This window comes from Lysinibacillus sp. ACHW1.5, from assembly GCF_022014815.1.
Classification (GTDB): Bacteria; Bacillota; Bacilli; order Bacillales_A; family Planococcaceae; genus Lysinibacillus; species Lysinibacillus capsici.
In genome coordinates this window covers 4,200,146-4,225,474 of the sequence record NZ_CP091777.1, presented here as the reverse complement: position 1 = coordinate 4,225,474, position 25,329 = coordinate 4,200,146, and the positions used below count along the sequence as shown (strand labels likewise).

26 protein-coding genes and 2 other annotated features are annotated in these 25,329 nt (G+C 37.0%); of the genes, 19 read left to right on the top strand and 7 right to left on the bottom strand.

Annotated features, from left to right (window positions below; all coding sequences use genetic code 11):
- Positions 1-3 precede the first annotated feature (3 nt).
- The 7 genes from L6W14_RS21185 (at position 4) to L6W14_RS21155 (ending at position 5,787) form a co-directional block, all read left to right on the top strand.
- Positions 4-783 carry an ABC transporter ATP-binding protein gene (locus tag L6W14_RS21185; RefSeq protein ID WP_048394302.1) on the top strand — a complete coding sequence of 260 codons (780 nt, stop codon included), beginning with the start codon at positions 4-6 and terminating at the stop codon, positions 781-783.
- Positions 783-1,553: an alpha/beta hydrolase gene (locus tag L6W14_RS21180; RefSeq protein WP_131520937.1), complete on the top strand. Its 771-nt coding sequence runs from the start codon at positions 783-785 to the stop codon at positions 1,551-1,553. Before L6W14_RS21185 ends, L6W14_RS21180 begins: the two co-directional genes overlap by 1 nt.
- Positions 1,554-1,672: 119 nt before the next feature.
- Positions 1,673-3,244, top strand: coding sequence for a BCCT family transporter (locus L6W14_RS21175; RefSeq protein ID WP_066037974.1), 1,572 nt, complete (start codon positions 1,673-1,675; stop codon positions 3,242-3,244).
- Positions 3,245-3,326: 82 nt separating this feature from the next.
- Positions 3,327-3,815, top strand: coding sequence for a GNAT family N-acetyltransferase (locus tag L6W14_RS21170; protein WP_131520936.1), 489 nt, complete (start codon positions 3,327-3,329; stop codon positions 3,813-3,815).
- A complete protein-coding gene (locus L6W14_RS21165; RefSeq protein ID WP_237898828.1) occupies positions 3,812-4,513 on the top strand; it encodes an aspartate/glutamate racemase family protein in 702 nt (233 codons plus the stop codon). Before L6W14_RS21170 ends, L6W14_RS21165 begins: the two co-directional genes overlap by 4 nt.
- 14 nt (positions 4,514-4,527) lie before the next feature.
- Positions 4,528-5,007 (top strand): DUF4871 domain-containing protein, encoded by a 480-nt coding sequence (locus L6W14_RS21160; protein ID WP_131520934.1) that lies wholly within the window; start codon positions 4,528-4,530, stop codon positions 5,005-5,007.
- 267 nt (positions 5,008-5,274) lie between these two features.
- Positions 5,275-5,787 carry a YfiT family bacillithiol transferase gene (locus L6W14_RS21155; RefSeq protein WP_048394098.1) on the top strand — a complete coding sequence of 171 codons (513 nt, stop codon included), beginning with the start codon at positions 5,275-5,277 and terminating at the stop codon, positions 5,785-5,787.
- A 132-nt stretch (positions 5,788-5,919) separates the two neighbouring features.
- On the opposite strand, the gene L6W14_RS21150 is transcribed toward L6W14_RS21155, so the two are convergent.
- Together L6W14_RS21150 and L6W14_RS21145 are read right to left on the bottom strand one after the other, a co-directional pair.
- The gene (locus L6W14_RS21150) at positions 5,920-6,534 is read right to left on the bottom strand and encodes an exosporium glycoprotein BclB-related protein (RefSeq protein ID WP_009370618.1); all 615 of its coding nucleotides are present in this window, start codon (positions 6,532-6,534) and stop codon (positions 5,920-5,922) included.
- A 163-nt stretch (positions 6,535-6,697) separates the two neighbouring features.
- Positions 6,698-7,885, bottom strand: a complete 1,188-nt coding sequence (locus tag L6W14_RS21145) for a hypothetical protein (RefSeq protein WP_131520933.1) — start codon at positions 7,883-7,885, stop codon at positions 6,698-6,700.
- A gap of 235 nt (positions 7,886-8,120) precedes the next feature.
- On the opposite strand from L6W14_RS21145, the gene L6W14_RS21140 reads away from it, so the two are divergent.
- The 4 genes from L6W14_RS21140 to L6W14_RS21125 all read left to right on the top strand — a co-directional run bounded on the left by L6W14_RS21140 (position 8,121) and on the right by L6W14_RS21125 (position 10,448).
- Positions 8,121-8,771, top strand: coding sequence for a BMQ_0737 family morphogenetic spore coat protein (locus L6W14_RS21140; RefSeq protein WP_004231775.1), 651 nt, complete (start codon positions 8,121-8,123; stop codon positions 8,769-8,771).
- A gap of 84 nt (positions 8,772-8,855) precedes the next feature.
- Positions 8,856-9,428 (top strand): hypothetical protein, encoded by a 573-nt coding sequence (locus L6W14_RS21135; protein ID WP_048394104.1) that lies wholly within the window; start codon positions 8,856-8,858, stop codon positions 9,426-9,428.
- Positions 9,421-9,702 (top strand): hypothetical protein, encoded by a 282-nt coding sequence (locus L6W14_RS21130; protein ID WP_112116799.1) that lies wholly within the window; start codon positions 9,421-9,423, stop codon positions 9,700-9,702. Before L6W14_RS21135 ends, L6W14_RS21130 begins: the two co-directional genes overlap by 8 nt.
- 11 nt (positions 9,703-9,713) lie before the next feature.
- Positions 9,714-10,448: a hypothetical protein gene (locus L6W14_RS21125; RefSeq protein WP_237898827.1), complete on the top strand. Its 735-nt coding sequence runs from the start codon at positions 9,714-9,716 to the stop codon at positions 10,446-10,448.
- Positions 10,449-10,596: 148 nt separating this feature from the next.
- Here the strand turns inward: L6W14_RS21125 and rpmG are convergent, their stop codons facing one another.
- Complete coding sequence (gene rpmG, locus L6W14_RS21120) at positions 10,597-10,746, bottom strand: 50S ribosomal protein L33 (protein WP_004231780.1); 150 nt, start codon at positions 10,744-10,746, stop codon at positions 10,597-10,599.
- 169 nt (positions 10,747-10,915) lie between these two features.
- On the opposite strand from rpmG, the gene L6W14_RS21115 reads away from it, so the two are divergent.
- Positions 10,916-12,109, top strand: coding sequence for a GTP-binding protein (locus L6W14_RS21115; RefSeq protein WP_237898826.1), 1,194 nt, complete (start codon positions 10,916-10,918; stop codon positions 12,107-12,109).
- Between the two features lie 20 nt (positions 12,110-12,129).
- Here L6W14_RS21115 and L6W14_RS21110 read toward each other — a convergent pair whose 3' ends face one another.
- Both L6W14_RS21110 and L6W14_RS21105 read right to left on the bottom strand, forming a co-directional pair.
- Entirely contained in the window at positions 12,130-12,672 is a 543-nt protein-coding gene (locus L6W14_RS21110) for an isoprenylcysteine carboxyl methyltransferase family protein (protein ID WP_112116796.1), read from the bottom strand.
- Between the two features lies 1 nt (position 12,673).
- Positions 12,674-13,756, bottom strand: coding sequence for a type III polyketide synthase (locus tag L6W14_RS21105; protein WP_237898824.1), 1,083 nt, complete (start codon positions 13,754-13,756; stop codon positions 12,674-12,676).
- A 392-nt stretch (positions 13,757-14,148) separates the two neighbouring features.
- Here L6W14_RS21105 and rsgA point away from each other — a divergent pair, with 392 nt between their 5' ends.
- The 4 genes from rsgA (at position 14,149) to metG (ending at position 18,364) form a co-directional block, all read left to right on the top strand.
- A complete protein-coding gene (gene rsgA, locus L6W14_RS21100) occupies positions 14,149-15,219 on the top strand; it encodes a ribosome small subunit-dependent GTPase A (protein ID WP_004231826.1) in 1,071 nt (356 codons plus the stop codon).
- A 17-nt stretch (positions 15,220-15,236) separates the two neighbouring features.
- A complete protein-coding gene (gene fosM / locus L6W14_RS21095; RefSeq protein ID WP_131520930.1) occupies positions 15,237-15,662 on the top strand; it encodes a FosM family fosfomycin resistance protein in 426 nt (141 codons plus the stop codon).
- A gap of 15 nt (positions 15,663-15,677) precedes the next feature.
- Complete coding sequence (locus L6W14_RS21090; protein WP_131520929.1) at positions 15,678-16,325, top strand: HAD hydrolase-like protein; 648 nt, start codon at positions 15,678-15,680, stop codon at positions 16,323-16,325.
- A gap of 87 nt (positions 16,326-16,412) precedes the next feature.
- Positions 16,413-16,673 (top strand) — a binding site (T-box leader).
- A 56-nt stretch (positions 16,674-16,729) separates the two neighbouring features.
- On the top strand, positions 16,730-18,364 hold the full coding sequence (metG, locus tag L6W14_RS21085) for a methionine--tRNA ligase (protein WP_237898823.1): 1,635 nt from the start codon (positions 16,730-16,732) through the stop codon (positions 18,362-18,364).
- A 50-nt stretch (positions 18,365-18,414) separates the two neighbouring features.
- Here metG and L6W14_RS21080 read toward each other — a convergent pair whose 3' ends face one another.
- Both L6W14_RS21080 and L6W14_RS21075 read right to left on the bottom strand, forming a co-directional pair.
- Positions 18,415-19,986, bottom strand: coding sequence for a 2-isopropylmalate synthase (locus L6W14_RS21080; protein WP_036079516.1), 1,572 nt, complete (start codon positions 19,984-19,986; stop codon positions 18,415-18,417).
- 91 nt (positions 19,987-20,077) lie between these two features.
- Positions 20,078-20,316, bottom strand: a binding site (T-box leader).
- A gap of 262 nt (positions 20,317-20,578) precedes the next feature.
- Positions 20,579-22,273, bottom strand: coding sequence for a methyl-accepting chemotaxis protein (locus L6W14_RS21075; RefSeq protein WP_131520927.1), 1,695 nt, complete (start codon positions 22,271-22,273; stop codon positions 20,579-20,581).
- Positions 22,274-22,584: 311 nt separating this feature from the next.
- On the opposite strand from L6W14_RS21075, the gene L6W14_RS21070 reads away from it, so the two are divergent.
- From L6W14_RS21070 to L6W14_RS21060, 3 genes are all read left to right on the top strand, one after another.
- The gene (locus L6W14_RS21070; RefSeq protein WP_237898821.1) at positions 22,585-23,079 is read left to right on the top strand and encodes a DUF1648 domain-containing protein; all 495 of its coding nucleotides are present in this window, start codon (positions 22,585-22,587) and stop codon (positions 23,077-23,079) included.
- 226 nt (positions 23,080-23,305) lie between these two features.
- Positions 23,306-23,896 (top strand): RNA polymerase sigma factor, encoded by a 591-nt coding sequence (locus L6W14_RS21065; RefSeq protein ID WP_131520925.1) that lies wholly within the window; start codon positions 23,306-23,308, stop codon positions 23,894-23,896.
- Complete coding sequence (locus L6W14_RS21060) at positions 23,868-24,992, top strand: DUF4179 domain-containing protein (protein WP_131520924.1); 1,125 nt, start codon at positions 23,868-23,870, stop codon at positions 24,990-24,992. The genes L6W14_RS21065 and L6W14_RS21060 overlap by 29 nt, the downstream gene beginning before the upstream one ends.
- The last annotated feature ends 337 nt before the right edge of the window (positions 24,993-25,329 follow it).

Here is a 25,329-nt window from a genome sequence, read left to right as displayed (position 1 = left end):
AGAATGGAAAATTTGGCTTCAGGTTATGAGCAGGTACGTGTCTTTGAAGGGTTAAATTTAACGATAGAAGAGGGCAAAGTGACTACAATCATCGGTCCAAATGGTTGTGGTAAATCTACACTCCTTAAAACGATAGGACGTATTTTAAAAAAACAACAAGGTACGGTATATTTGCAGGAGCAAAATATGCAAAATTTATCGACCAAAGATATTGCCAAGAAACTAGCAATATTATCTCAAACACCGATAGCTCCTGGTCAATTGAAAGTGGAGGAGTTAATTGCGTATGGTCGCTATCCACATCGCAACAATGTCAATCGTTTAACGAATAAGGATGAGGAAATGATTGAATGGGCTTTAACAGTTACTAATACGATGGAATATCGAAATAGGGAGCTTGCCCAGCTTTCAGGAGGTCAGCGTCAGCGTGTTTGGCTAGCTATGGCCTTAGCACAAGAAACAAATATCTTGCTATTGGATGAACCTACTACTTATTTAGATATGGCGCATCAGCTAGAGGTATTGGACATTGTTAAAAGTTTAAATGAGCACCACAGCTGTACAGTAGTGATGGTTCTACATGATATTAACCACGCGGCCAGATATTCAGATCATCTTATTGCAATGCGTAAGGGTATTATTATGCAAACTGGCACGCCACAGGAAATTTTAAGTGCTGAGGTAATGCGTAAAGTATTTAATATTGATGCACGTATTATGGAAGATCCTGTAACCAATACACCTGTATGTTATGGCTATGAAATTTTGAAGGAGGATATCTAATGAATACAACTAAAGTAGACTACATTACACAACAAATGACTTCAAAATTGACAAATTATTTGTACACGATTAATATCTATGTGCCAGAGGAGGAAGCGCCACAAGATGGCTTTCCAGTTTTGTATGTACTTGATGGCTCATCCTATTTTAACCTTGTAAAGGAAGCGGTGCGTCTACAAAGTCGTAATGCACCAAAAACAGGTATCCTTCCAGCTATTGTTATTGGAATTGGTCATGGCGACGATATGCGTGAAAGAAGATTTTATGATTTTACAGCACCTGCGGAGTCTTATATTTATCCAGCAAGATTTAAAGGAAAAGGTCATGAGAAGCTTGGAGGAGCAGTGGATTTTAGTCGCTTTATAGAAGAAGAGCTAAAGCCGACGATTGAGGCACAATATCCAGTAAATCAAGCACAGCAAGCTTTATTTGGTCATTCTCTAGGAGGTTACTTTGCACTGTGGCAACTATTTCACCACCAATCCAGCTTCCAGCGCTATCTAGCTATTAGCCCATCCATTTGGTGGAATGAGCATGAATTAGTGCAGTGTGCTTCAGTATTTCTGAACGAGCATCAAGACATGAACGAAACTTTGTTTTTGAGCGCTGGTGAACTTGAAACCTTTATGGTGGATGATGCGCGCCAAATGGCGACAGTATTAGAAAAAATAATGAATGTTGAATTTTATGAGGCTTTAAACGAAAATCATGCTTCGATCGTACCAACTGTTATGAGTAGAGCCATACGTTTTATGCATAAATCACATTAATAGTAGACCGCATTGTCTTTTGATAATGCGGTTTCTTTTTTATTTATTAATAAAATTAACGAATGATACGCATAATAAAGGAAATTTGGTCATCTGTCTGGGATAAATGGAGGCGCTGTATGCAAAATAAAATTTTAAGAAACCCAGTATTTCTTATTTCAAGTGGAGCAATTTTTCTTTTGGTCATTATTGGAGCAACGATACCAGAAAAATTTAAGAACGTAGCAAACAGCGTATTTCATATGACAACGGATTATTTCGGCTGGTTTTATTTAATGTCAGTCTTTATTATCGTTCTTTTTTTATTCGGACTGGCAATTAGCAAATATGGCACTATTCGTTTAGGGTCAGAAGATGGTCGTCCTGAATTTAGTTTTCTAACATGGATTTCCATGCTCTTTTCAGCTGGACTTGGTGTCGGTCTGGTCTTTTGGGGTGTAGCTGAGCCGATGAGTCATTATTTTTCACCTCCATTCAGTGACACAAAGCCTCTATCAACGGATGCAGCCCGACTTGCGATGGGATATTCATTCTTTCATTGGGGATTAAGCCAGTGGTCTGTTTATGCCATATTGGGCCTTGTTATGGCCTTTGTACAATTCAATAAAAAAAGAAATATGCTCATCTCCACTGCTTTAGAGCCTGTCACTGGAACAAATCGAGTCGTTAAAGGAACGATCGATATTCTCGCAGTAATTGCTACCGTCATGGGAGTAGCAACGTCTATAGGGCTAGGCGTATTACAAACAAATGGAGGTTTGACATTTGTTTTTGGTTTGCCAGATACATTTATCTTGCAAGTGGCCATTATTCTTATCATGTTTATTGGCTATATGTTATCAGCCACAACAGGTCTACAAAAAGGGATGAAGATTCTGAGTAATGTCAATATGACTTTAGCAATTGTCTTACTCTTATTTGTTTTTATTACAGGCCCAACAATCTTTATACTTGAAACCTTTACATTAGCTATTGGTGATTATATTTCAAATTTTATTCAATATAGTTTAAGGATGCAGCCATATGTTGGTGGAACTTGGGTGAAGGATTGGACAATCTTTTACTGGGCATGGGCGATTGCTTGGTCACCATTTGTAGGCTCCTTTATAGCTCGTGTATCCAAAGGCAGGACTATACGAGAATTTATTATAGGTGTATTAATTATTCCGCCCCTCATTGCCTGCTTTTGGATCGCGACCTTTGGAGGAACTGCGATGTGGTTTGATTTACATCAAGATGCACAAATCGCTCAATCTGTTCATAATGATGTAACGGTTGCTCTTTTCCAGCTTTTTGAACACTTACCACTTTCAATGATTGCATCCACAATTGGAATACTTTTAATCATAATATTTTTAATTACCTCTGCTGATTCCGCCACCTTTATTATGGCAAGTATGACGACAAAAGGATCTTTAAATCCCACCATTTTATCAAAGTTTGTATGGGGTGTTTTGATGGCAGCTATTTCAGGTGTTTTATTGTATACAGGAGGTCTTGAAGCATTACAAACGGCCTCGTTAATTGCTGCATTACCCTTTACAGTGGTGTTACTTTTATTAATGATTTCTTATATTAAGATGATGAAGGAAGAGATTATTCCTCTTAAGAAAAAGGATATCCAACGTTTGAAAATAGCGAGAAAGCATATTGAAAAGGAAGCAAAAGTGAAAGACAAACATACTAAGTAGTAGGCCGTATTCGAAATAATACGGTTTCTTTTTGTTTTAATATGCACTATTATGAATAAAAAACGATAAGAGGTGGTTTAGGATGGAAATTGTTTTAGCACAGAGCAAGGATGCCCCAGTTATACATCAGGTGATGGTACAGGCGTTTCAAGAATATGAAAAAGCTACTCCACCATCCAGTGCACTAAGTGAAACGGTGGATTCTATTGAGCAGGCAATGCAGCAAAGTGAACAAGCGTTTATTGGCTATATCGAAAAACAGCCAGTTGCCATGGTAAGGTTTACCCTCAGTACAAAGGGAATTTATTTTTTTAGACTTTCAGTTATCCCAGAAAGACAGGGACAAGGTTTAGCTAAAACACTAATTTCTTGGCTTGAACAATATACACTATCGAAGGGGATTACAATTAGTCAGTGCAAAGTACGTATGAGTGTTCCACGTAATATTGAGTTATATCGTTCTTTAGGTTATGTTGTAACGAAAGAGGAAATGGTGAAGAATCGTAATGGTAACTCTCTAGTAATAGCAACAATGGAAAAGAGACTTTCCAATGAGGAGGAGTTTAATTGAGAAAAAAGGTCGCCTGCTTGCATGCTCATTATTCCAATATACAATACATTGAGCAGGCTTTTCAAAGCGCTGAAGACATAGAGATACTCCATTTTGTAGACCCTGGCGTGATACAGCACGTGTCTAAAGGTAGTGATGGTTTAGCACGTAAAGTTAAGGAGCAAATTGAATGGATGATTAGCTGTGATGTGGATGCCATTTTAATAACGTGTACAAATTATATTGCTTTATTAGAGGATGAAACTTTGTTCGATCCCTCGATCCCTATCATCAAGATAGATGAGCCCTATTTTGAAAGTATATGTAAGCAACAGCCTCAATTTATTCTTTTTACAAATCCTGCAACTGTCGAAGGAACGATGGCAAGACTTCACCAATATGCTAAGCATCAAGGAGTATCAGTAGATGTAGAGGGAAAAATTATTGAGCATACATTTAATCTCATTATGCAGGGGAAAAAGGAAGCCTATGATGATGCTATTTTAAGGGCTTTACATAATTTGTCAGCTGAAGAAAAATCCATATCAGTTGCCCAGCTATCGATGGTGGATGCAGCACAACGATTTGAAGATCACACGGCGATTACAATTCTCCATCCATTAAAGTCATTAGTTGATATTGTAAAGAGTACGATAAATGATAGTTTCATAATTTACAGAATTATCTGTAACAATCTGGTTAAAACAAACGTTTCATAAGAAAGGGGGATTTTATGAAACGAGTTGTATTTGGATGTATATTGCTATTATTTTTAGTGGGTTGTACAGACAAAGCAAATGTTACAATGCCAGAGGATCTACCTGATTTTGTGAAAGAAAGTGATATTGAATCAGTTGATTGGAATCAAAAGGCAGTGGAATTTGGTGATAGAGGCATTATTGGTAATGCTGATAAGTCGGGTGTCATTGGTGCGAATATGCCTAGTCTAAGCACACAAAAATGGATGTGGCATCTATGGGGAATAGATGAAGTACGAGATACAGAATTAACAGTTATTGGATACCATAGAGACTCTAAAGTCATACAACCGATTTTAGCGAATGGTTGGAGCATAGGACTCGGAGGACCTGTTAATGGAGCAGATGCTCATACACCTTCTCATGTGAAAGTTCCTAAGCCTGGTGAATGGGCTATTCTACTGTATACAAATGAAAAATACTTTGATACGTTGATATACGATATCCAGGAATAATAGTAAACCCTTATATTGTAATTATTTATACTTATAAAATAAGGGTTTTTGATTGTTAGAATATGTATTGGGAAAGAAGGTGTATGGTGTGCGCATGTAAGCTTGCATTGTGTATTGCTTTCATATTTCTGAAATGCACAAGATGCTGAAGACGCCATTCAGAAATTTAAATGCGAAAAGCTATTGAACATAGATAATTACAGTGCATGGTTGTAGCAAGAAAAATATTAAATTGGTAATATAAAAAATAAAATGGAGGTCAGCAGTATGAAAGATTTACGTTATCCCATTGGACAATTCCAATTTCCCAAAGAAATGAATTCACAGCAAGTACTAGAGTGGATTAATGAAATTCGTTTGTTACCAAAACAACTTGCAGAGGCATTAAGTGGTGCAAGCGAGCAAGACTTAGTAAAATCTTACCGTGAAAATGGCTGGACTGTGACACAGCTAGTCCATCATATTGCTGATAGTCATATGAATAGCTATATTCGTTTTAAGCTAGCGTTAACAGAGGATGTACCAACCATTAAGCCATACAATGAGGCAGAATGGGCACAGCTACCAGATTCTGAAATGCCAGTAGCAATTTCTTTTAATTTAATTGAAAGCTTACATGAACGTTGGGTTTATTTACTGTCAAGCTTATCGGATGAACAATTACAAAGAGCCTTTAATCATCCTGATTCAGGCCTAACGACTCTTGAGCATGCAATTGGCCTTTATGCATGGCATGGTAAGCATCATTTGGCACATATTCAAAATGCATTGGTTAAATAAAGATTTCAGAGTGAAAACAGGCGATTTCCTAATTTGAAGGAAATCGCCTACTTTACTTATTACTTTTGATTTCAAGTAATTTACACAAGGATGCTGTAAAGTAGCTATAATCTAACTTGTGAATGTAAATTTTTATATAATATTAATTCCTGCACTTACGGATCCAGTAATAGTTTCCACAAGTGATGAAGTAGTAGCGGAGAACACCATTAATAAACGATCACCAGCAGCCACTGGCACTGGTGTAACGTTTGCAGTTCCAAATGTAAGAGTACCTACTGCTAACGTTGTGAGAGCTGGTGCTAAATCGACAAATGCTGTTGTAGGACTGAAAATACTACTTCCCGCAACCGCGCGGTAAATTTGTGCTCTGACTGTTGCTGGTTGTGTAAGAGCTAAAGTAACTGTGGACTTCAAGGTTGCAGAAATAGATGTAATAGTACCAGCACGTGGAACTGAAAAGGCTTCCGTGCCAGTAACAGCTGATAAATCTATAATTGTACCAGTAAGACTGATCCCTGTAATATTTGTACCGAATCCTACAAGACTAACTGTACCGATCAAGCCACCAAGACCTGATACTAAGATAACAGGAGTTGGTCCTGAAGAGAATGGGATGATCGAGCCTGTAGCTACTGGTGGAGTAATACATGCAGCATCAACGCCGATAAAAGGCCCCAGTGCAGTACACTCCCCGTTACCATGACCGTTACCTGAACAGCCACACATTGAGTTATTCAAACACATTTTTACACCCCCTTTCTTCATTATTCTATTCATTTCAGATTAGGGGTTAAGGGCAATTATCTATTTCACCTATAAATTCAATGATTTCTTTATGACTGCTTTTATTTAACACATAAAGACATCCACTATGTATGTTTTGACATAGTGGATGTTTAAGATAATGTTAACTCCATCTTTTAAAGAAATCGAAAAATGAGTTTTTTCCCTTTTTATGTTCTTCCTCAATCGGCTTGTTTACAGATTCAAGTTGCATGATCTCTTCTTCAAAGGACGGATGAACCTCATAGGTTGCATCAGCATGATACACTTCAACATATTCTTCTGTTTCTAATGAAGGAGAATGATCTATAGCTGCAGGTTCTGCTACTGTTTCTGCAATGATTTGGTTGAGAGGCTCACTAGCTATTGCTTCAATGTCTTGACTAACAGGTTCGCTAAGTTGCTCAAAGATAACTTGTTCTATCGATTCATTCGTTACAATGGGATTCTCAAGATTGTTATGTTCATTCTCAATTTTCACAACCTCCATAGGATTATTTAATGTTTCAGTTTTAGTGCTATCTGATTCATTAACTATAGAAGATTGTAAAGTATCATTCTCGATGTTTTCTTCTCTTGAAGCAGGCTGTACGGCAGATGGATCATATACACTTACTGGAACTTCCTTTGCATCCATGGCATTTTTAAAATGGAAGGTGGATTCAACTGTCGTGTTTCTGTATAAACCATTGTATATTTGGCTGGGGTGCGTATTGATTGATTGGAAATATTGCTGATTAAAATGCCGTTCTTCAGGTTTAGTTTCCGGTAGACCATTCTGAGGAGAGGGACCCCCGATATTTACATTTGGTTGGTGGTTTTTGGCTTTACCTGCCACACTTTGTAGTAGTCTATAAGAAGGTTGTGCTGATGTAATTGTAGTTTGATCTGCTGTCTGTGTCATTCTAGGTTGTCTAGGTAAAAGATTAGAATAGGTTTGAGCAGGCATGTCAATGGAGGGCATTATGGTTTTTGTATCATTTCCTTTAACTGGCAACAGTTTATTTAAAATTGATAAAATCTCTTGGTTCATTCCTTCAATGGTTTGATTCAAAGACTCAAGCTGTGTTGAAAGAACCCTAATTTGATCGTCGTATCCTTTTATATATGAATTTTGTTTAGTATCCAATGTCTCTGTAATCCCTTCTAAATGGGCCATCTGTGTTTTTAGTCCATCAAACTCCTGCTTCATATAAAGGAAATCTTCAATTGACTTCCCCATTTTTAACGAGGTTAACGATTCTCTATAAGATTCAATTTTTTCCTTTAAATTTTCAATTTCTTGAGTGGTATACAATTTTGACTCTTCCATTGTAGTTCACCCCTTTCAGTCCATTATTAGTTTATTAAAAATATTGACTTTCTGTTACAAATATAACGGTTCTTTCAACATTTTGATTCGTATCGTTAATGAGGGAAGTGTATGAAAACAAATCTTGATTGATTTTAATAAATATCCAATGTAACTATTTGTTAGCCCATGCACTTATAGCTGAAAAACATATGCTACAAACGAAAGATAAAAATTTTATGGAGGTGTCAAAAGGATGCAAGAGCATATGCCATCCCAGGCGCAGGAACTAATCTGTATAAATGTTGATAAGGTATACGACTGGATTGTAAAAGAAATGTCGTTTGATATTTCACCTACTGGACCAATTACATTCCCAGGTGTTACAGCAACTACTGACTTAACAGGTGCTATTGTTACTTGTCGAGTAATTCCAGCAACTACAAATCCAATTGTGATTCTGAACCGTGAGAATCGCCAATTCTCTATTGATGGATCAACTGTTTGTCTGCAACATCTAAATGTTCAAAAGAACTTCATTCTAACAATTGTCGTTACTTTACCTAATGGTACTGTTTTCACAAGCAATAATATTCCAGTTTCTCGCTGTGAGCAAGTGACATTATGTGCACCTAAGGGAACAGACGTTGAAATTTTATACACAGATTTAGATTGCTTCGTTTGTACAACTGGAACACTTAGTGTTGGAACAGGTGCTGCAGCAGGTACAATCACGTTCTCTGCGTTGACAATTACTGTTGCTGTTTGTCAAAGTATTCAATCTACATTCCCAGTTACTGTGGAATTTTTAGCAACTTTCTGCGAACCAAGAGCAGACTTACCATTCTCATGTCCAACTGCGGTTCGTCCACAACAATGCCCAGTTATTTTCCCAACTGTTGGTTAATTGTGATAACAAAAAGAAGAAAGTCATACTATGAAGAGAGGGTAATCCTCTCTTTTTTTAATGGAAATAACAAGGAGGTTTAAAGTGGCAGATCGTATTGAAGACAAGATACAGGCACTAAAAGAACAAACAAATGCCTATGTTCATGATATTAAAAGATTGGTTGAGGAATTAGCAATTCCGAATAGGATTAACCTCATTAGTTATTTTACAACTGCACTTAATATTTCTTATGATCCTGAGCAAGAGAGTTTATGTTTAGGCTCCTATCATATTCGTAATATTGGTAGTGCAGCCGTCACGAACCCATCTTTGTGTATAACAATACCCAAGGAGTCACCGTTTTACTTTTCAGGGAGATATGTTCATGAAAATTTCACTCCGAATTTTAAAACTCAGGGGCAGAGTCAGTGGGAGCGTTTTAATGACAAATCAAGCAAAGAGGAGTATTGGCTGAGACCAGTTGGTAAATCAACAATCGAACCGAATGAAACCATTTCATTTACCAATTTTCAAATAAAATGGTCCCATAATTTATCATATTCAGGCACGATTATGGGTTTTACATATTGCGATCAGCTCACAGAAGGTGTTGTTGTTTTAAATCCAATTAATCTAAATGGAATGGGCCAAACACAGGAGGAAGACAATGGGTGACAACGAAAAACAAGAGTTCGGTAGTGTAATTCAACAATTAGTAAAGGAACAGCTAAGTCGTCGTAATGAACAAGATAATAGCTTTGCCTTTCTTGAAAAAAGTACATTACAGCTATTAATGGCTTATCTTGTTTCAGGCGAAAAGAGTCATGTTGAACAAATAGAGAATTCAAAGTTAGAAGAAAAATGGATGAAGCAGCTGGATGATTTACTAGAGGAAAGTAGAGAGCAGCTTGAAGAGGTGGTCGATTTACTAAAAAGATATTCAGGCTAGGGGGTGTGATGATGGACAATGATATTGTGAAAAACAATGATCCAATACAGCTCCAACAAATGATTATTTTTTTAAGGGCCGAGTTAGCCAAGTACAAAAATGAAGTAAAAAGACTTAGAGATAGTGATTATTATGCTTTGGTTCTTCGACTTGAACGAGAAAATGTTCAATTAACAAGGCATAAAAAAGAACTTTCGATGGAGCTCCTAAAGTTGAAAAGAGACTTTGATAAAGAATTGCAAGCTTACGATGAAGAAATTCAGAAGAGAGAAGCACAAAGAAAAAAGCAAATTGCATCCATTGAGGCATTATTAAAGGAATTGGCAGAATTGGGGGCTGAAAAAAAGTCATTGATGGACAAATTTCAAGCATCGAAGGAGGCTTCGATCGATTCAAATGAAAGGTCTATTGTGGAAGGCATAGATAAAAAGTTAAGTGACTATACAACCATAGCAAGTAAACAAATGGAGAATATTTTAGAGACACTAGAAAAATACCATAGAGAGAAAGTAGAATCGGACAGCCTTCATCGACATTTACTAAGTGAGTTAGAGACGAAAAATCTAGATATTGAGAGATTATCCAATGAAATAGTTGCATTAAAGAAACAATCTAAGGATGGTAGCACATCAATGAAACAAGGAGTTAATATTGATGAACAAATAGATTTTAGATTACGCATGCTCGATGAATTAGATGAGAAATTGAATGAATTAGCGTTAGAAATCAATAGTGAGCAGCTTTAGCTATAAAATTTCATCATGACTGTTTCAAAGTGTACCCTTGAAACAGTCATTTTTTTGATTCGAATAAGAAGCTTTTAAGAAGGTTCAACCCCTCACAAAGAAGAGGAGGGTGCTCCAAAGCATCTCATCTTGACCCCCTATTCCAATATTACTTTGTTTCTCTATGCAGGGTTACGCGTTTCAGGCGAGGGGAGTACTTTTTAAGCTCCAATCTTTCGGGATTATTGCGTTTATTTTTAGTAGTAATATAGTTTTTATCACCTGTTTCAGTACAGGCTAATGTTACTTGTACACGCATTGAAGGACCTCCTTTTAAATAGTAATTATTACGATTTAAACAATATATTTCTCACTGGATATTGTCAAGTTTAATTTCACTAGTAATAAAAAGCTTTGCATTTTCCAAAATAATATGATTTAATTACAAAATGTAAATAGTAATGATTACGATTTGAGGAGTTGTAAGAATGACAAAGAAAATTCCTGTTACAGTATTGAGTGGATATTTAGGTTCTGGTAAGACAACAATGATGAATCATGTATTGCAAAACAAAAAGGATTTACGTGTCGCTGTTATTGTGAATGATATGAGTGAAATTAATATTGATGCGGAGCTTATCGCAAATGGTAGCGGTATATCACGTACAGAAGAGAAATTTGTGGAGCTATCGAATGGTTGTATTTGCTGTACATTACGAGAGGATCTATTGCAGGAGGTGGAACGTCTTTCGAAGCTAGGCAATATTGATTACATTTTGATTGAATCGACAGGGATTAGTGAGCCGATTCCAGTTGCACAAACATTTAGTTATTTAGACGAGGAGCTTGGCATTGATTTAACGAAGTTTTGTCGATTAGATACAATGGTTACTGTCGTAGATGCCCATCGTTTTTGGCATGATTTTCAGTCTGGGGAAAGCTTATTGGAGCGGAAGGAAGCTGTTGGTGAATTAGATGAGCGTGATGTTGCAGACCTTCTTATTGATCAAATTGAATTTTGTGATGTCCTTATTTTAAATAAGTGCGATTTAGTATCCGCAGAGGAGCTTGAGCGATTAGAACGTATTTTACGTGCATTCCAGCATGAGGCAAAAATTATACGTACAACAAATGGTGTTATTGATCCAGTTGAAATTTTAAATACGGGGCGCTTTGACTTTGAACGTGTCTCTGAATCGGCTGGTTGGTTAAAGGAGTTGGAGCTTGGTCATGAAAACCATACACCAGAGACTGAGGAGTACGGGATCTCTTCTTTTACCTATAAACGCAAAAGACCGTTTCATCCGATGCGCTTTGTTGAGTGGTGTGATCACATGCCAGATTCAATAGTACGAGCAAAGGGTATTATTTGGAGTGCAAGACATCAGGAAGTTGCGCTATTATTATCGCAAGCGGGGTCATCTGCAAAAATTGAACCAGTCTCTTATTGGGTAGCGGCACTCTCTCAAGCCCAGCAGCAGGATGTATTCCAGCAAAGCCCTGAAGTATTGGAAGATTGGGATGAAGAGTTCGGAGATCGAATGACACAACTTGTGATTATTGGCATTGATCTAGATCGAGAAGACATCACTAAACAGTTGGACAACTGTTTGTTAACAAATGAAGAGTTTCAGAACCCTTGGGAACGTCTACAAGATCCCTTTAACTGGGAATGGCAATAAAGAAGAAAAGAAGATTTCGGCTAAGACTCCGAAATCTTCTTTTGAAATACACGATTATAATTAGTAGCATCTCGTAATGCTTTTTCTTCTATAGGTATTCGGACAGAAAGCATTGTAATATTGAGTAATGTAAAACAAAATGCTGTAAAGTATGCCTGAAACATGAGTGGTAGCAAAAGGATTTCTAAACAAACTACCGCATAATTGGGATGGCGCATATATTCATATGGCCCTTTACGAACAACATGTGCGTCAGGTAAAATGAGGATCTTTGTATTCCAAAAAGTGCCTAAAGAGCGAATACACCAGATTCTTAAAGCCTGCACAGCTAAAAATAATATAAAAAATAACGGAAATAAGGGCGAGATACCATTGTTGTTTGTGACGATTTCCACTATTAAAAACAGAAAAAAGCTAATATGCATGGCTACCATATAGGGGTAGTGTGAAGCACCTACTTCATAGGCTCCTTGAGAAAGCATCCACTTCTCATTGCGCTTGGCAATAACAACCTCTGTCAATCTTTGTAGAACGACAAGGATAAAAATAAAATAGAAGATCATGTTACTCCCTCCAGTTTAATAATACAGCTTCTGCACAAAAACCAGGGCCAAGAGCTACGAGCAAGCCTGTATCCTCCACTTGTCCTTCATTTAACATAAACTGCTCTAATACGTATAACACTGTCGGTGATGACATATTACCATGTCGTCTCAATATTTCCCGAGAAATGTCGGTTTTTTGGGGAGATAGATAAAGTGTATCTTCGTAAGCTTTTAATACCTTTTTTCCCCCAGGGTGCGCAATAAAATGAGTCAATTGTTCGCTATACAGTCCTTGTTCCATTAAAAATTGCTCAATGAAAGGTCCGAGCCAATTGGTAATAATAGAAGGAATACTTTTTTGGAAAACGACATGAAGCCCGTTGTTTTTCACATCCCAACCCATTACATTTTCCGAATCTGGCATCCATTTAGAACCTGTAGCTAGAATATTAGGGGTTGGCCTTTTTGTTGCGATAGCTACTTCATCCCCACAAACAAGTATGCATGCTGCACCATCGGCAAAAAGGGAAGCACCAATTAAATTACTTTTAGAAAAATCATTTGGCTGAAAAGTGAGGCTACATAACTCGACACAAACGACAAGTACCTTTGCATGTGGATGGGCTTTACAAAAATCATAGGCTCTGCTTATACCAGCGGCTCCTCCTGCACAACCAAGACCCCATAGAGGAATGCGTTTAAGTCGATCTGAAAAGGGAAGCTTGTTCATAACACGTGCGTCAATGCTAGGTGTTGAAATTCCTGTACTGCTAACAAAAATGATGGCATCGATGTCCTCAGTAGGAATAGATGAGGATAAAAAAGCTGAATTAGCTAAACATGCTTGAATGACACTTACACTGTATTGTGTAGCTAACTCAATATATAAATTATTACGTTCTTCAAAGGAGTGATTCGTACGATGCCATTCAGCTGGCACACAAAAATGGCGTGTGTCGATGCCACCATTTTCAAAAACCTTTAAGTAGCGCTCTAGTTTTGGAATTTTTGCATAAAAAAGCTCTTTCGTTAGTTCCTCTGCGTTATCTTGCTGTAATGTGTAAGGTGGTTGATATGTGCTAATTGAAATGATTTTAGGCAATCCAACATCTCCTCGCATTTAATGGTTTTGTTCATTGTATGCGTGGAAGATTGGAATAAATGCTTATAATATTGTAATTGACAATTTCTGAAAATTTAGCTATATTGATAACAACTAAATGGAAAGTAGGTGATGTGACATGATGAATAGATCTGTAATTAGCGAACTGCAATCCGGTTTGTTCAATTTCACACGCCTAAAATATACAAAGTGACGCCGTGCCATAACTTGGGGTATTTGTGTATCTTTTAAACGTGCCTGTGAAACCTTGTAACTGCCGAATTGCAGCTACAAGGTTTTTTATTGTAGTTCCAAAAGGTGAATTGCGATAGGGCCTCTTGCGGATGACAACTATTTTCGCTGAGGCATCATACGTTTAGGAGGAAAATAAATTGAATTTAACAACATTAGGTTTTACAACATATTTTGAAGAGCAAATGATAGAAATGAAAAAACAGGCTAAATTAAAAAATTGTGTGCCTGCAAGGGTTACTTTAGAGCATAAGCATTCTTATCGGGTGTTAGCTGAAGAGGGAGAATGGCTTGCGACAATTGCTGGTCATTATGCGTATACATCTTTAGCGAGGGAGGACTATCCAGCAGTTGGTGATTGGGTGCTAGTGGAGAAAATGCCCGGAGAGGAACGAGCAATTATTCATCAGCTATTCCAACGAAAATCCGTATTTTCACGTAAAGTTGCAGGAACGGAAATTCAAGAACAGATTGTCGCATCAAATGTCGATATTGTGTTACTTGTTATGAGCTTGAACGCAGATTTTAATATTCGACGTTTGGAGAGATATTTAGTGGCTGCTTGGGATTCAGGGGCAAAGCCCATTATTGTCCTGACAAAAGCTGATTTATGCGAGGATGTTTCGAGCTTAGTACAAGAAGTGGAGTCTGTAGCCTTTGGTGTGGATATCTTTGTAACGAGTGCTCTATCGGGAGAAGGTCTAAAGGAAATTCAGACGTTATTCACAGAGGGGGTCACGGGGGCACTATTGGGGTCTTCTGGAGCAGGGAAATCCACATTAACAAATGCTTTATGTGGTGAGATACTAATGAAGGTAGCGGGTATACGTGAGGATGATGCCAAGGGACGACATACAACAACCCATCGAGAGCTAGTAGTATTGCCTGCTGGTGGCTGTCTAATTGATACGCCAGGAATGCGTGAGCTTCAATTGTGGGATCAAGGGGATAGTTTAGCTTCTAGCTTTCAAGATATTGAGGAACTAGCAACAGCTTGTCGTTATCGTGATTGTACACATCAAAAAGAGCCTTATTGTGCTGTCCAGCAAGCTATAGTAGATGGAGACTTGGACCAATATCGTCTACAAAGCTATTTTAAGCTGCAAAGAGAATTGGCTTATATGGAGCGCAAAACAAATACGCAAGCAAAACTTGAGGAGCAGCGCAAGTGGAAGCAAATAGCCAAGGGAATGAAAAAGGGGAAGAAATAATCAATAGGAGCACAACCATGACAATTCAAAACATCAATCATTTATTGTTTTCAGTTTCTAATTTAGAGGAATCCATCACTTTTTATGAAAGAGTATTTGATGCCAAGTTGCTAGTAAAGGGGAACAGCACAGCCTATTTTGATGTAAATGGGCTGTGGCTAGCTCTTAATGTAGAAAAGGATATACCCCGTAATGACATCCATCATTCCTATACACACATTGCCTTCACAATCGCTGAGGATGACTTTGATAATATGTATGACAGATTGGTGCAGCTAAAGGTCAATATTTTAGCAGGTCGGCAAAGAGATGAAAAGGATAAAAAATCGATTTACTTTACAGATCCTGATGGTCATAAATTTGAATTTCATACAGGAACTTTGCAGGATCGTTTGAGTTTTTATAAGCAAGAAAAGCAGCATATGTTGTTTTTTGATAACTAATGAAGGAGAGATTTTATGAATAAAGCGTTTATTTTTGATATGGACGGAACATTATTTCAAACCAATCTTATTTTAGAGCCTGCGCTCGATGCAACATTTGATGTGCTGCGGACAAACGGCTTGTGGCAGGGAGAAACACCTATAGAAAAATATAGAGAAATAATGGGGGTTCCTTTACCTGTTGTGTGGGAAACATTATGTCCTATGCATGCTTTAGAGATACGAGAAGAGAGCAATGTATTATTCCATGTAAAGCTGATTGAGCAAATACGTGGACATAAAGGTGCTTTGTATCCAAACGCTGAACAAACCCTTGCAACATTGTCAGAGAATTATCCGTTATACATAGCGAGTAATGGACAGGTTGACTATTTACAGGCAATCGTCGAAACCTATCAGTTGGAGCGTTTTATAAAAGGAATTTATAGCATTCAAGCAATTGCAAGTGGGCATAAATCAGATCTGGTAAAAAGAGTTGTAGATGAAAATAAAATTGATTATGGAGCAGTGGTAGGAGATCGTTCTTCGGATATCCAAGCTGCACATGACAATCAATTACTATCAATAGGTGTTCGCTTTGACTTTGCACAAGATAAGGAGTTAGAAAAAGCAGATATAGTAATTGATGATTTAACTGATTTGCTAAAGGTTACATTCGATTAACTCAAGAAAATGAATTAAAAAAAAGACGCTTTTATAACAGTCATTGCAATTCTTCACAAGAAGGCGTAAAATAATGCCAATCCTATAGAAAAAGCATTGAGAAGGAAAAGTAAATTGGATTAGCATTTTATAGAGAGCCTCTGTTGGTGGAAATGAGGTAAATGAACCCTTTTGAAAATGACCTTTGAGCTTCGTACCGAAAGCTTTTTAGCCAGTAGATTACGACGAGATGGGCACTCGTTACAACAGCAGCAGTATCTCTTTTTTGAGTGAAGACGTACTGATAGAGGCAAATAGTGTGAGCTATTTGTAAATATAGGTGGTAACACGGGTATACTCGTCCTAATCAGATTTGATTAGGGCGATTTTTTTTATCATTTTTTCTGTGAGGGGAGCAATTTAGAATGACGATTGTTATTGGAGGCGCTTGGCCGTATGCAAATGGCTCTTTGCATTTAGGGCATGTTGCCGCATTATTACCAGGTGATATTTTGGCTAGATATTACCGACAAAAAGGTGAGCAGGTTTTATATGTATCGGGCAGTGATTGTAATGGTACACCCATTTCTATTCGTGCCGCCCAAGAAAATACAACGACAGAAGCTATAGCTAATCACTATCATGAGGAGTTTACAAGATGCTTTCATGATTTAGGATTTACCTATGATTTGTACACAAGAACGGATGCGGAGCACCACCATGAATCCGTTAAGGCCCTTTTCTTACAGCTACTGGCTAATAATTTCTTATACAAGAAGAAAATTGAACAGGCTTACTGTGAGACGGATAAACAATTTCTACCAGATCGATTTGTCGAGGGGCTCTGTCCAAATTGTGGAGCGAAAGCAAGGGGAGATCAATGTGATAACTGCTCAGAAATTTTAGACCCATTGGATTTAATTGATAAGCGCTGCAAAATATGTGGGAACGAACCTGTTATTCGGGAAACTGAGCACTTTTATTTTACCTTTAGTCAATTTCAAGGAAGGTTGGAGTCTTATTTAGCACAAGCGAAAGCCGAGAAACGTTGGCGTGACAATGCTTTAGGGTTAACGGAGCGATACTTGGCAGAGGGAGTTCCCGACCGAGCAGTAACAAGAGATTTACCGAATGGCATAGATGTTCCAGTGCCAGGTTTTGAAGGGAAAAAAATATATGTATGGATTGAAGCTGTAGCAGGGTACTTAACAGCAAGCTTAGAATGGGCAAAAGAGCATCAAATAGCTATTGAAGATTTATGGAATGAAGAGACCATTTCATACTATGTACATGGGAAGGATAATATTCCATTCCATACAGTTATTTGGCCAGCCATTTTAATGGGAATTGGATCCAAGGCATTGCCTACCCATATCGTATCTAATGAGTATTTAACATTAGAAAAACGCAAATTATCTACTAGTCAGAATTGGGCTGTATGGGTTCCTTATATTTTAAGCCGTTATGATGCGGACTCTATTCGTTACTTCTTAACGATGAATGCGCCAGAAAATCGTGATACTGATTTTTCATGGCGGGAATTTATTTATAGCCATAATGGCGAACTACTCGGAGCCTATGGCAATTTTGTAAACCGTACATTGAAGTTTATTGAGAAATCATTTGCTTGTCAGGTGCCACAAGCGGAGGTGGATAGTGACATTCGAAAACAAACCGTACAATTGTTTAATGAAGCGGGTGTTCTTATCGAAGGTGGTCATTTCAAGCAGGCGTTAGAATCCATTTTTGAGTATATTCGCGGTGCTAATCGTTATTTTGATGAACAACAGCCATGGCTACAGGTAAAAGAAAACGTAGAGGCAGGTAATCGTACATTAGCAACTTGCGTCTATATCATTGCGAATTTAGGACAGCTGCTGCATCCTTTCTTACCGTTTTCAGCAAAGAAAGTAAGAAATATGTTAGGTATAAATGAAATGATGTGGCATGAGCAGGTAGATCTCCCTAAAGTCATTCGAGAGGTGACACCATTATTTGAACGTCTTGATATCGAACGAATCGATGAGGAATATCAAAAACTAGTTAGGGATAGTCACTAGGATTGAAAAAGCAGTATGGCGCAAGAGCCATACTGCTTTGCTATTTTCATTTAATTCATAACAGGTGTTAATTTTGTCACTACAATGCTATTAATCGCATTAATATAGGCTAATGCACTTGCCTTAAGAATATCTGTATCTGCTGCTTTTGCAATATACTTTTCACCTTCATGCTCAATCGTAATTTTTACTTTACCTAAAGCCTCTTTGCCTCGTGAAACACTATTGATATTATATTCCACTAGTTTTACATCCATATTTGTAATTTCTGCAATGGCTGAATAGAGGGCATCAATTGGACCAGAGCCTACTGCACTAGCTTTAAATACTTCGCCGCCTTTTCGAACCTTAACACTTGCTGAAGGGAAGCTTGTATTGCTGACGACTTGTAGATCATCAAAATCAAAGAATTGCTCACTATAATGTGTAGCATTTTTATTATTGGCATCATGTTTTTCATAATAGCTTTCAACAATAACATATAAATCGTGATCATATACTTCTTTCTTCGCATCGGCTAGCTTTAAGAATCCTTCGAAAATACCTTCAAATTCCTCTGTTGAAAGATTAGTAAAACCTAATTTTTCAAGAGCATTTTTCACTGCATGGCGGCCAGATCGAGCTGTTAGTACTAGCTCCATATCATCAAGACCTACATCCTCAGGATGGACGATTTCATAAGCATCGCGAGATTTTAACAAACCATCCTGGTGAATACCAGAAGAATGGGCAAATGCATTATCTCCTGTAATGGCTTTATTGACCTGTACATCTAAGCCCATAAAGCTAGAAACAAGACGTGAAGTATTCATAATTTCTTTTGTATTAATACGTGTTTCTGCATTGTAGACGGAGCTACGAGTTTTAAGTGCCATGACAACTTCTTCTAATGCAGCATTACCTGCGCGTTCACCGATACCATTGATTGTACACTCTACCTTATCTGCACCATTTTTAATTGCAGCTAGCGTATTAGCCGTTGCCATGCCAAGATCATTGTGACAATGAACGCTTAAAAGAACGCTATCATCTAAGTTTTTCATACGGTCATTTAATTTAAAAATCATTTCGCCAAATTCCTCTGGCTCTGCAAAGCCAACCGTATCAGGAACGTTAATCATCGTTGCGCCAGCTCTCATAACAGCTTCAATTGTTTTCCAAAGATATTCAAAGTCAGAACGAGAGGCATCCTCTGTGGAATATTGAACTTGCGGCAATAATGTTTTAGCGTATTTCACAGCATCCACGCCAATTTGTAAAATTTGATCTTTTGACTTGCTGAATTTTTTCTCCACATGAATATCAGATGTGCCAAGTACCATGTGAATCATTGGGTTTTGAGCATATTTCACAGCGTTATAGACAGCATCGATGTCAGCCTTTACTGCACGTGCTAATGCTGTAATCATAATGTCGTTTGTATTGCCAACCTTTTCAGCTACAGCTTTGACGGCATCAAAATCACCTTGAGAGGAAGCGGGGAATCCAGCCTCAATAATATCGACACCTAATTTTTTCAGCTGCTGTGCGATCTCTACTTTTTCATAAAGATTTAGCTTTGCTCCAGGCACCTGTTCGCCATCACGTAAAGTTGTATCAAACACCCAAATTTTTCTTCCCATTTTCAAACACTCCTTTTTAGTGATTAGTATCTAAAATCTACACTTAGGCCAATAAGTCATTAAAAAATAAAAAAACCCGTCTCTATTTAAAAATAGAGACGAGTTTATGCTCGCGGTACCACTCTAATTGACCTTCTCTTTATAGAAAAAGTCCCCTTATCGACAGCTATCACTGTCTATCCTGTTAACGGGGGAAACCGACATCCCTTACTAAAAAGTTCAGGGAGTAGCTCATGGACGAGTTCAAAATGTGTGCCTACCGATTTACACCAACCATCGGCTCTCTACAAGTACACAAACACTTTTACTATTTCCAATCTTGGCCTGCAATGTGTTGTTGAAAGCAATATTACTTGGATATTAACTTCCTGTCAATAATATTCTAAAAATTTATTTAATTCTGTCTTAGGTAATGTCTATTTTATTAAAAATTTGATATTTGGTGAAGTGTGAAATGAAATGGCGAAGAATATATTTATTGGGATAAAATGTTAAGTGGGGTTAGCATACGATAGGTAGAAAAATCATGCTATTTTTCATTGTATGAAGAAACTGCTCGTTTTCTATAAACCTAAAGAAAACGAGCAGTTTTTTATTCTACCTTAAAACGAGAGACTTGCGTGTGAAGTTCTTCTGCCATATTTGAAAGTGTTGCTGCTGAAGCAGCTACTTCTTCGATAGTAGCTAATTGTTCCTCGGAAGCAGAAGCAACATTTTGTAAATTAGATGAGGACATCTGTGCAATAGTTGCAATTTCATCAAAGGAAGCATAGATTTGCTCTGCACTAGAGGACATCTCCTCTGACACTGTCGTTGCTTCTTGGATTTGCATGGATACTTGCTCAATTAGCTCAACAATCTTAGAGAAACCTTCTTCTGCTACCTTCACTACTTGCATACCAATTTGTACCTCTTGAGTTCCAGTATCCATCACCGTTACAGCACGGTTTGTATCCTGCTGTATTTCAGAAATCAAGGTAGCGATTTGCTCAGCGGATTTTTTTGATTGCTCTGCTAGCTTTTTCACTTCATCTGCTACGACTGCAAAGCCGCGTCCATGATCGCCTGCACGAGCCGCTTCAATGGCAGCATTAAGTGCTAATAAGTTTGTTTGTTCTGCAATATCAGTAATAATGCCAATGATATTGCCAATTTCAATGGAATGTCCGTCTAGATTTTTAACAACACTTGCTGACTCTAAAACAGCCGTGTTGATTGTTGTCATCTGAGAGATAACACGATGTAAAGAATCATTCCCTTTCTTAGCCTCTGAATTTGTTTCGATTGCCAGTTCAGAAACAGCCGCAGTAGTAGAAGCTAATTGTTGTATACCCTTTGTCATGTTTTTCATTGCTTCTGAGCTTTCAGTTGCGTTTTTCCCTTGAGCCTCTGAGCCACTAGCAACCTCTTGAATAGAAGAAGTGATTTGTTCTGTAGCCTGTATAGTTTGCTCTGCACTAGCTGTTAACTCAGCAGCAGAGCCACTTACTTGTACAGTATTTTGGCGAACATTCGTAATTAAATCCTTTAAATTTGTAGCCATTTGATTAAACGCAAGCGCTAAATCACCCACTTCATCACGATTCTTTATACGAATTTTTTCAGCTGTTAAGTCACCCTCAGCTATTTTTTTCGCAGCCTTAGCCATGCCGTTAATTGGACGAGACATTAGACTACCAACAACCATAGCAATTATCAGACTTATGACAACAGCAAAAACTCCAAGAAGCATCATTTGGAGCTTGATGTCTTGAATTTGATTGGATGTAGCAGCCATTTTACCTTCTACATATTCATTTTGATAATTAGAAAGGTTTTCAACACGTTCATCGAATTGTTTAATAATTAAGCGTCCTTGAGTACTATCCAATTTTTCGTACTTCTCTGTTTCGCCAGCAGCTTTTAACTCAAACATACGATCTGCAAATTCTTGCACATTTTGCTCACTTTTATTAATCGCTTCAAGCATCTTAATTGATTTTTCTGAATCTAAAGTAGCCATTAATTCTTCTGATTTTTGTTTGAATTCCTCGCGTGAGGCTTGATTACTTTGAAAGTTTTGTTTGTCTCCAAGTAGTAAGTAGCCTCGCATGCTGACAATTTCCTGTTTTGCAATCACCCGTAATTCCTGAATACTTATAGATTTAGTAGTTTGTTCCTCCAATAATGTACGATAGGTCTTATTTACAGAATCAAGCTGTTTTATATTTAAGCCGATTGTTGTAACGAGTACCAAAATAACTATAAAAAAACCGAGTAATAATTTCTTGTAGATAGTAAATCGCATAGTTGAAATATCCCTTCTCAGTAATTAGTAGAAATGTTACAAAATAATGAAATATGTATATATATCATTTATATCAGATTATATGAATTTTACAAAGTATTATGAGTATTTCTACAGTAATTAGTAGTTTGAAAATGGGTCTTAATTATATATGAAGTAATAAAAAAAGTAGATTTTATCGCTATAATGCTACTAATAATAGGGATAATTAATGGTGCATGTTGAATATTAAGTCAATTTTCATAAATTTTGAAACTTTAATAGTAGTCATAACGTAGAAGTAGTAGAGGAAAAGAACAGGGGTGGAGAAAATGTATAGGCCAATTTTAAAGTTACCTAAAACAAGATCAGAAAAGATATGGGACTATATTGGTGGTAGTATATTTATTTTATCCATCTTTTATATTATATTGGCATGGGGTAAGTTGCCTGATGAAATACCTGGTCATTTTAATGGATTAGGTGAGGTGGATCGATGGGGATCAAAAATAGAATTATTCATTCTTCCGTTCATCGGTTTATTTTTATGGATTGTTATGGGGCTGCTAGAAAAAGCACCTCATATGCATAATTATCCGACACGTTTGAATGAAAGTAATGTAAAAGTATTTTATTTGAATAGCAGAAAAATACTAAATCAAGTGAAAAACATCTGTCTCATTTTATTTGCCTTTATATCGTTTCAAATGGTTCGTATCGGTCTTGGTGAGGTAAATTCATTAGGATGGTGGTTCCTACCCATTGTATTGATAGGAGTATTTATCCCAATTATTAAAGGGTTTATAACAAGCTACAAAATAAAATAGTGAGACTCAAACGCTTAGGATACCCTTAAGCGTTTTATTTTTGCGAAAAAATTTTTATAGTGTGTCACAAATGGCTGTTGATTTCAGTTATATAGGCGAGGAAGGGAAGATATAAAAGATTTCTCCAAGTAACTCGATGACATTCAATAATATTTTTAAGATTTTTTATCTAGTGTCACAAACTTCTAATAATTTCAGTTATATAGATTGGAGAGGGGGGACAACATTGACTACACGAGAACCATCAAAAGAGCGAGCTGATATAGATATTCAATCAATCGTGGAGCAAGTTCAATCAGGGGACACGCATGACTATGCAGAAATCATTCGTTGTTTTCAAAAGCAAATTTATATTTATTGTTACTATATGCTAGGAACTAAAGAGGAGGCGGAGGATGCTTCGCAAGATATTTTTATTAAGGGATTAGAAAATATTCATAAATTTTCTTATACAGTATCCTTATCAGCTTGGCTTTATAAAATCGCTCACCACCATTGTATTGATGTCATAAAAGCAAAAAATAAGGGCTATAAATTTTGGCTAAATCTGAAGCAGGAACAGGTGAAGCAGACACAGACACCAATGCCTGAATATGATGAAATGGTACATAGGCTACTGGAAAACTTACATGTAGATGAAAAAAGAATTTTACTGCTTCGTTCTATTGAAGAGTATAGCTTTGAAGAAATTGCTGCCATTATGGATTTGAAAGCAGCTACAGTAAGAAAAAAGTATGAACGATTACGGAAAAAATTGATGAAGGAAAATATGTTAGGAGGGGATATTTATGGACACTCGTTCAAAATTGGAGGATAAGGAGTTAACTCAGATAGAAAGATTTATTCGGGAAACACCTGTTGAAGTAGATATAGTAAATCGGACAATGGACAAATATGAAAGCAGCCGTGATACAAAGCAGTCTGAAAAATTTAAAGCTCGTAAGAACTTACGTCAAAGAATCATGATGATTACAGTCTCCGCAGCAATGATTGTTAGTTTGATTATTATTACAGGTTTAATTTCACCAACGATGGCTGCGGCGATGAAAGAAGTGCCTTTATTATCATCTGTTTTTAAATTTACAAGGGATCTTGGTCTACACGCCGCAGATGAAAAGGGACTCTCAACAAAATTGAATATAAGCGTTACGCATGAAGGCTTTACATTAAATGTAACAGAAGTAGTGTATGACGGTACACGTGTTGCAATTGGGATCGAACGCCATCATAAGGAAGATGAAAATGCCAAAGAAAGTTTATCAGAGCAAATCAGTAATATTGAATTTTTACTAAATGGTGAACCATTGAATCACACCAATTTTAGTAGTGTTTTTGGACAACCAAGTAAGGATAAGAATTCCGCCATTCTTGAATTTGCAGATTTGAAAAACCAAGGTGGAAGTCCTTTTCCAAAGCAATTTAATTTGACATTTTCTGCTACAATAAATGGGGTTTCTAAACCTTTTAAAATGGATATTCCAGTGAGTGATATTGGAAACTATGTAAACCTACAACCTAATATAAGTAGAAAATACAAAAATAATCAGTTTACTATTGAACAAATTGTGCTAACTCCCATAACAACTAGTATTACAACAAGAATAGCCTTGCTTGATAAAACAACTTCTGTCGATTTCCGGGAAGGAATAAGTATCGAAGTTTATGATGAACAAGGGCATGAACTAAAACTAATTCATGGCAATGGTAGACGTGAGACAAATAAAGGAAATAGTGATTTCATCATGGATCTACGGGTACATCCATTTGAAACCGTACCGAAAGCTATTACAATGAAACCGTATATTCATCTTTATGACGATGAGGGATCATACCAACTGGATGAAAACGGAGACCCCAAGATTCAATACATTCCAGAGCTAGAAATAACAATACCAATTAACTCAAAAGAATAAAAAAGTAAAGAAAGTGAGGCAAAGCTCACTTTCTTTACTTTTTAGTACTTCAAACTATCCTCTTATATAAAAATAATAAGTACAAGTAGTGCTTGTACTACAGCGTTCCCTACATTGACAACTCTCTCTCCTTGCGCAATTGACCAATGATGACCATTCAATGCGATTCTAGAGTCAACATTTTGAATTAAATTCTAATAAATAATAACGTTATAAAAATAACGTGTTATGAATTTAATGGTAAATATCGTATATTTTACAATAGGTGTTTTATAATGAAATGTTGCAAAGTGAGTAATGCATAAAATACAGTTGATCTTTTATAGAAAGGAATAAT